The organism is Nocardia sp. NPDC004722 (genome assembly GCF_053601505.1).
In genome coordinates, this window is the sequence record NZ_JBSGBY010000456.1 from 1 (window position 1) to 7,002 (window position 7,002).

Annotated in this window: 8 protein-coding genes and 2 pseudogenes; 3 read left to right on the plus strand and 7 right to left on the minus strand. The window is 68.6% G+C overall.

Annotated elements, in window-relative coordinates:
- A pseudogene (locus tag ACWELQ_RS33055) lies at positions 1 to 148 on the minus strand (urease accessory protein UreF); the annotation flags it as partial.
- A 92-nt stretch (positions 149 to 240) separates the two neighbouring features.
- Complete coding sequence (locus ACWELQ_RS33060) at positions 241 to 468, minus strand: hypothetical protein (RefSeq protein WP_452400963.1); 228 nt, start codon at positions 466 to 468, stop codon at positions 241 to 243.
- Between the two features lie 195 nt (positions 469 to 663).
- Between ACWELQ_RS33060 and ACWELQ_RS33065 the strand changes: the two genes are divergently transcribed.
- Positions 664 to 1,410 carry an SDR family NAD(P)-dependent oxidoreductase gene (locus tag ACWELQ_RS33065; RefSeq protein ID WP_452400964.1) on the plus strand — a complete coding sequence of 249 codons (747 nt, stop codon included), beginning with the start codon at positions 664 to 666 and terminating at the stop codon, positions 1,408 to 1,410.
- A 28-nt stretch (positions 1,411 to 1,438) separates the two neighbouring features.
- Here ACWELQ_RS33065 and ACWELQ_RS33070 read toward each other — a convergent pair whose 3' ends face one another.
- Both ACWELQ_RS33070 and ACWELQ_RS33075 read right to left on the minus strand, forming a co-directional pair.
- A complete protein-coding gene (locus ACWELQ_RS33070; RefSeq protein WP_452400965.1) occupies positions 1,439 to 2,446 on the minus strand; it encodes a PHP domain-containing protein in 1,008 nt (335 codons plus the stop codon).
- 26 nt (positions 2,447 to 2,472) lie between these two features.
- The gene (locus ACWELQ_RS33075) at positions 2,473 to 2,616 is read right to left on the minus strand and encodes a hypothetical protein (protein WP_452400966.1); all 144 of its coding nucleotides are present in this window, start codon (positions 2,614 to 2,616) and stop codon (positions 2,473 to 2,475) included.
- Positions 2,617 to 2,816: 200 nt separating this feature from the next.
- Between ACWELQ_RS33075 and ACWELQ_RS33080 the strand changes: the two genes are divergently transcribed.
- Together ACWELQ_RS33080 and ACWELQ_RS33085 are read left to right on the plus strand one after the other, a co-directional pair.
- Positions 2,817 to 3,212, plus strand: a complete 396-nt coding sequence (locus ACWELQ_RS33080; RefSeq protein ID WP_452400967.1) for a VOC family protein — start codon at positions 2,817 to 2,819, stop codon at positions 3,210 to 3,212.
- Between the two features lie 3 nt (positions 3,213 to 3,215).
- The gene (locus ACWELQ_RS33085) at positions 3,216 to 4,127 is read left to right on the plus strand and encodes a sigma-70 family RNA polymerase sigma factor (protein WP_452400968.1); all 912 of its coding nucleotides are present in this window, start codon (positions 3,216 to 3,218) and stop codon (positions 4,125 to 4,127) included.
- Here ACWELQ_RS33085 and ACWELQ_RS33090 read toward each other — a convergent pair.
- From ACWELQ_RS33090 to ACWELQ_RS33100, 3 genes and pseudogenes are all read right to left on the minus strand, one after another.
- Positions 4,122 to 5,189, minus strand: a complete 1,068-nt coding sequence (locus tag ACWELQ_RS33090) for a lactonase family protein (RefSeq protein WP_452400969.1) — start codon at positions 5,187 to 5,189, stop codon at positions 4,122 to 4,124. The genes ACWELQ_RS33085 and ACWELQ_RS33090 overlap by 6 nt on opposite strands.
- On the minus strand, positions 5,186 to 6,574 hold the full coding sequence (locus tag ACWELQ_RS33095) for a sugar porter family MFS transporter (protein WP_452400970.1): 1,389 nt from the start codon (positions 6,572 to 6,574) through the stop codon (positions 5,186 to 5,188). Before ACWELQ_RS33095 ends, ACWELQ_RS33090 begins: the two co-directional genes overlap by 4 nt.
- A 119-nt stretch (positions 6,575 to 6,693) precedes the next feature.
- Positions 6,694 to 7,002, minus strand: a pseudogene (locus ACWELQ_RS33100) (NAD-dependent epimerase/dehydratase family protein); the annotation flags it as partial.

The following is a 7,002-nucleotide window of genomic DNA, read 5'->3' on the forward strand; positions in this document are numbered from 1 at the left end:
TGCGCACGCGGCGGCGCAGGTAGAGCTCGACCGACGGCACATCGCGCAGCAGCCCGGAGGCGACGGCCTCCTCGACCCCGCCGGAATGCACGTGCCCGCCGATCGGCAGGCGCGAGTCGGCGAGCGTGAGCAGGATAGCCAGGCTCATCGGCGTTCCTCCGGGTTCCACATGGCCCCGATCCTAGGGCCCGGGGCAGGCACGTCGCGCCCAGGCACGGCGCGGCTCCGGGCCCGGGCGGGTCAGGTGAGGAGGCAGGGCATCGAGGCCGAGAAGGTCTTCAGGGCACAGGTGAGGGAGTTGGACAGGCCCGCGGATCCGGTCAGCGGGACCAGTCCGGCGATCGGGGTGGCGTCGACCGATTCGGGTGCGGCCGGTTGCAGGACCAGCGGATCGGCCATCGCCGGGGCCGCGGCCAAACCTGTGGTGAGTGCGGCGACGGCACAGGCTTTCACGACAAGGGATTTCATCGAGCGTTCCTCGTTTCGGAATTGCGCATGGGATCGGAACGCTGGGAAGGCTAACTCAAACCCCCTACATGTGAACTGAATTCGTTTCAATTGGCGAGAAGGATGCGGTGCGCACCGGCGGACAACCCGGCTACGGTGGAACCCGTTCGAACTGGAACGTGTTTCAGTCGGGTCGCGGATGGAATGGAGACAGGTATGGCTGACGAGGCCGGGCGATTCGGTGGGCGGGTGGCCGTGGTGACCGGGGCGTCCTCGGGGCTGGGGCGGGCCGTGGTGGACTCGCTGCGGGCGGGCGGGGCGAAGGTGTTCGGAGTCGGGCGCGACAAGGCCCGGCTCAGCGAGGTGCTCGACGGGCCCGAAACCGGTTGGCTCGCAGCCGACCTCGCCGATCCGGGCGCGTCCGGCGAGGTGGTCCGGGCCTGCGTCGACCGGTTCGGCGGGATCGACATCCTGGTCAACGCGGCCGGGGCGCACGTCATGCGCCACACCGCCGACGTCACCGACGCCGACTGGCAGCACGAACTGGCCGTCAATCTGAGCGCGCCGTTCTTCCTGTCGCGAGCCGCGCTGCCGTCGCTGCTCGAGCGCAAGGGCTGCATCGTGAACGTCTCCTCGATCGCGGGACTCGAGGGTCAGGCGTACTCGGCGGGATACTGCGCCGCCAAACACGGTCTGATCGGGCTGACCCGGGCCATGGCACTCGAATTCGACAGCCGCGGCATCCGGATCAACGCGGTCTGCCCCGGCGGCATGACCACGCCGATGGTGCAGAATTTCACCTTCCCCGAGGATCCGGACTACACGCTGATCATGAAGATCGCGGCCGCGCGCGGGCTGATGGAACCGGCCCAGGTCGCCAATGTCATCGCGTTCCTGTGTTCCGACGACGCGTCGGCGGTCCACGGCGCGATCTACAGCGTCGACAACGGCAAGATGGCCTGACCCAAGCCGCTGCCTAAACCGCTGCGGCTCAGGACTTTCCGGCCCACGCCAGCAGCTCGTCCACCGGCCGGGTATTGACGACCCGGTCGGCGGGCACGCCACAGTCCAGGGCACGCTGCGCGCCGTAGCCGAGGAAGTCGAGCTGGCCGGGAGCATGGGCGTCGGTGTCGATGGAGAAGTCGCAACCGATGTCGAGGGCCAGCTTCAGCAACCGGGTCGGCGGGTCGCGGCGTTCCGGGCGCGAGTTGATCTCGACGGCGGTGCCGTGGTCGCGGCAGGCGGTGAAGACCCGCTCGGCGTCGAAGCGCGACTCGGCGCGGGTGCCGCGATTGCCCTCGACGAGGCGTCCGGTGCAGTGGCCGAGCACGTTCGCGTGGCCCTCGGAGACCGCGCGGATCATCCGCCTGGTCATGGCGGCGGAGTCCATGGCCAGCTTGGAGTGCACGCTCGCCACCACGATGTCGAGGCGCTCCAGCAGTTCCGGTTCCTGGTCGAGGGAGCCGTCGTCGAGGATGTCGACCTCGATGCCGGTGAGGATGCGCATCGGCGCGAAGCGGTCGCGGAGCTCGTCGATGACCTCGAGCTGCTGACGCAGGCGGTCGGGTGAGAGACCGTTGGCGACGGTCAACCGGGGCGAATGGTCGGTGAGAGCGCAGTATTCGTGGCCCAGGGCGGCCGCGGCCGCCATCATCTCCGCGATCGGGGCCACCCCATCCGACCAGTTCGAGTGCACGTGTAGGTCGCCGCGCAGCGCGGCCCGCAACTCGCCGCCGCCCAGGTCTTTCGCGGCGGTCCGCAACGCGACCAGGGCGTCCGGCTCGCGTCCGGCCCAGGCCTGGGCGATCACGGCGGCGGTCTTGGGGCCGATGCCGGGCAGCGACTGCCAGCCGCCGGATCGTCCCAGCTGGGTCCGTTGCGCCTCGTCGAGGCGTTCGAGGATGTCGGCGGCATTGCGGTAGGCCATGACCCGCCGGGTGTCCTCGCGGGCGCGGTCCTTGTAGTACGCGATCTGGCGCAGAGCGGCGACAGGATCCATGCCTCCAGTCTGCCCCTCGCCGCCCGCTACCCGACGGCTTTGCGGATCATCAGCAGCGCCGCGGCCAGGCCCGCCACGATGATCAGCCCGTAGTGCCCGGCCGAGTGGGCGTAATCGTAGGTCGACACGACCACGACGATCGCGATCAATAGAAATAGCAGGCGTTTCACCGCGGTCTCCTCGGGGCTCGATCACACCGTAGAAGATCGAATTCGCCTGCGCTACAAGCGAATAGGTGATTGGCAGCACAGTGGCGACGACACGGCCGTGACGGCCGATCCGCCGGGGCCTGTTACCTTTTCGGGCGCTGCCGCGTCATATCAGCAACGACGGAAAACCGTGGTCGCCGAGATCGACGAAGGAGCACAGCATGCTGACGGACGTGATGTACGTGACGATCTATGTCACCGATCAGGACCGCGCCCTGGCGTTCTACACCGAGGCGCTCGGCCTGGTGAAGAACATCGACTACACCGGTCCCGATGGCCGCTTCCTCACCCTGAAGGCGCCCGGCAACGCCTTCGACATCATCCTGTGGCCGCACGAGCCCGCCGCCGGTCAACCGGCCGGGGCGCAGGACGTGGCCGCGCCCGGGCCGCTGATCCTCGAATCCGATAACTTGAGAAAGGATTTCGAGGTACTGCGGGAGCGCGGCGTCCCCTTCCTGGCCGAGGCGCCGGAGGACTACGCCTTCGGCATGCGCATCGAGGCGGTGGATCCGGACGGCAACCGGATCTCACTGCGCCAGCAGCGCCAGGGGAGGTGAGCGATGCGCACCGGTCCGGTGAATCCGGTGACCACGCTGTTCGAGGCGCATCGGAATCGATTGCGATTGCTCGCCTTCCGCATGCTCGGCTCGCATGCCGATGCCGAGGACGTGGTCCAAGAGGCGTGGATGCGGCTGGACCGCCAGGACCCGGCGGCCATCGGGAATCTGGCGGGCTGGCTCACCACCGTGGTGGGGCGAATCAGCCTGGACCTGTTGCGTTCTCGCAGCAGTCGGCCCGAGCAGCTCTACGAGGAGGGCATGGCGGAGGTCATCGTCGTGGACGACACCCCGGAGCCGGAGGACTATGTGGCGCTCGCCGATTCGGTCGGCCTGGCCCTGCTGGTCGTGCTGGACTCGCTGGGGCCGAGTGAGCGGCTGGCGTTCGTCCTGCACGACATGTTCGCGGTGCCGTTCACCGAAATCGGCCAGATCCTGGGCAAATCCGCCGATGCCACCAAGATGATCGCCAGCCGCGCCCGCCGCAAGGTGCAGTCCACCCAGCCGCCGACGCCCGCCGCCCGGGCGCAGCGGGAAGTGGCCGGGGCCTTCCGGGCGGCCGCGGTCGAAGGCGATTTCGAGGCGCTGCTGCGGGTATTGGATCCGGATGTCCGCCTGACGGTCGACACCGCGGGCGGCACCTTCGTCACGCTCGGCGCGACCGAGGTGGCCACTCGCGCGCGGACGTTCTCCGGTGCGGTCACCCGTCACCAGCGGGTGCTGGTCGACGGCCTGCCCGGGTATGTCTCCTGGCGCGAGGACGCGACCCCGCTATCGGTCATGTCGTTCACCGTGGCCGACAACAGGATCGCGGCCATCCACCTGATCGTCGACCCGGCACGCCTCGCGGCGCTGGATCTGCCCCGGATCATCAGCGACCGCACCGACGCGGAGCGACGAGTACCGCACTCATGACGACAATCGGCCACCGCAACCGCAATCACGGCCTCGAACGGCGCGGGTCGTTCGTCCTCCGAGCGCCACGAACTCCACCCAGTTCGGGTTCCGGCCGACCCGGCGGCGATCCACCGCGGTCAACGTGCCGGTCTCCGGCTCGATGGCATAGGAGGTGACCGCGTCCGACTGCTCCCCCGCGGCCACGAGATAGTGCCCGGAGGGGTCGATTCCCATGCCGCGCGGGCAGATTTCGGTCGCGGTGTGCCCGAGCGGGGTGAGTGCGCCGGTGCGGGGGTCGACCCGGAATCCGGCGATGGTGCTCGAGCGGCGTTCGGAGACATACAGCAGGCGGCCGTCGGGTGTGAATCGGAGCTCGGCCGTCCACGGGGCGTCGAGGGGCTCGGGCAGCGCCGGGACGGTGTCGAGCGGGATGAGATGGCCGGTGCCGGAGTCGAACTCGTAGCTGCCGACGGTGCCGTCCAGTTCGTTCGCGACGTACACCAGGTGGCCGTGGGGATGGAACACCAGATGACGCGGCCCCGCACCGGGTTTGGTGGCGACGAAGGCCGGGCTGTTCGGGACGGCCCGCCCGGTCCGAGGATCGAAGAGGTACTGCAACAACACATCCCCGCCCAGCGCCGCCGCGAACAGATACCTGTCGGAGGGATCGGTGATGATCGAATGCGCGTGCGGCGGGGTGGCCAGCACCTCGACCGGGTCCGCGGTCACCACACCGTCCGCGCCGATGGCATTCATCGAGAGGGCGTCGCCGGTGTAGGACGCGGCGAGCAGGTACCGCCCGCCGTGGTCGGTGGACAGGTACGCCATATTCTCCGGCAGCGGCACGGTCGATGTCGGGTGCAGTTCGCCCGTGCCGGAATCGATCTCGAAGCAGGCGACCGACCACGGTGCCGAGCGCACCGACGCGTACAGGTGACGGCGGTCGGGCGCGACCGCCAGCGGCATCACCGTGCCGCCGACGGCCACCGTCTGCACGGCGGACAGCATGCCGTCCGGGCTCAGCCGCAGCACCGAGATATCGCCGCTGCCCGCATTCGACACATACGCGACGACCGTCATGCCATCCGCCCCGCGCGCGCCCGCAAGTCCAGTTCGATCTCTTCCAGGCTGCGCCCCTTGGTCTCCGGCACATACCGGCGCACCAGGACGAACAGCACCACGCTCACCGACGCGAAGATCCACGCGGAATAGGCCAGGCCCAGATGATTCGGATCGCTCATGACCGGGAACAGGAAGGTGATGGCGAAGGTGGCCGCCCACAGCACCGTCGACGCGGTGGCCGTGCCGATGCCGCGCACCCGCAGCGGGAAGATCTCCGCGATCATGACCCACACCACCGCACCCCAGCCCAGCTCGTAGCCGACCCAGTAGAGGTTGAGCACGATCAGGCTGATGATGCCGGTGCCCGTGCCCTTGTGCATGGTCAGCACGGTGAGCCCGAGCAGGAACAGCGACAGCGCCATGATGACATTGCCCAGCAGCAGCAACGGCTTTCGGCCCCAGCGGTCGACCATCAGGAACACCCACGCGGTGAAGATCAGCTTCACCGTGCCCATGATCGTGGAGGCGAACAGCGCGTTCTGGGTGCCGAAACCCAACTGCTTGAACATGTCCGGCGCGTACAGGTTCACGGCATTGGTGCCCGCGAACTGCTGGCCGACGGCCAGGATCAGCGCCACCACCAGTGCCGGGCGCGCCCAGCGGGTGGTCAGATCGCGCAGTCGGCCGCGCTGCTCGCCGTCGAGGCGCAGCACGTCGCGGATGCCGTCGAGGGCCGCGTCGGGGTCCTCGTCGCGGTGCGTCTGTTCCAGCACCAGCCGCGCCTCCTCGTCGCGACCGGTCTTGACCAGCCAGCGCGGCGTTTCCGGCAGCGTGAACAGGCCCAAGAACAGGATCACCGCGGGCACGGCGGCCAGGCCGAACATGAGCCGCCAATTTCCGGAGCCGCTGAGCGCCCAGTCGACGATGTAGGCGATGAGGATGCCCGACACGATCATCAACTGGTTGAGGGTGGACAGCGCGCCGCGCACCCGGGTGGGCGCCAGCTCGGACAGATACATCGGCACGGTCGCCGACGAGCAGCCCACCGCGATGCCGGTAATGAACCTGGCCACCACCATGATCGGGTAACTGGGGGCGAAGGCGCAGGCCAGCACGGCGGCGGTGAAGATCACCGCGGCCACCATGATGGTGGGGCGGCGGCCGTACCGGTCGGCGAGCCGCCCGGCCATCATGGCGCCGAACACCGCGCCCGCCGCCAGCGAGCCACCGATCACGCCCTTGGCGAAAGAGTCCAGATGCCAGGGCTTCACGATGAACAACAGCACACCGGAGATGACGCCGAGGTCGTAGCCGAACAGGATGCCGCCGAGTGCGCCGAAGAAATACAGGGAGGAGACGTTGATCCGCCGTCGCTGGGCGGGCGTCGTGGCCGATTGCTGCATGGGTGACGCTTCCTTTACTGCCAATCGAGTGTGCCCAGGCTCACATGCTCGATGGGCGAACACAATACGGATTCCGATGCATGTTCGGTATCAGCTCATGCGTTCACGAATGTGAATGACTAGAGTGGGTTCGCTTGTCCCAGCGGGGTTTCCAGGAAGGCGCCGCCGATGTGTTCGGGCAGCTCGCCAGGCGGCATCCGGTCGGCGAAGCGCTCGGCGTCGTCGAGGCTGCGGTAGCCGATCGCCTCGGCCTCCCGCAGTGACACCACGGCGCGGGTGTTCGCCGAAACACCCCACATGACGCGATATCCGGGCGGCTCGGCGGCCAGGCACGCCTCCAGCAGCCGCGCGCAATCGTCCGGCGACATCCACAGCGACAGTTGCCGCACGTCGGCGGGCTCGTCGAAGCAGCTGCCGATCCGCAAGCA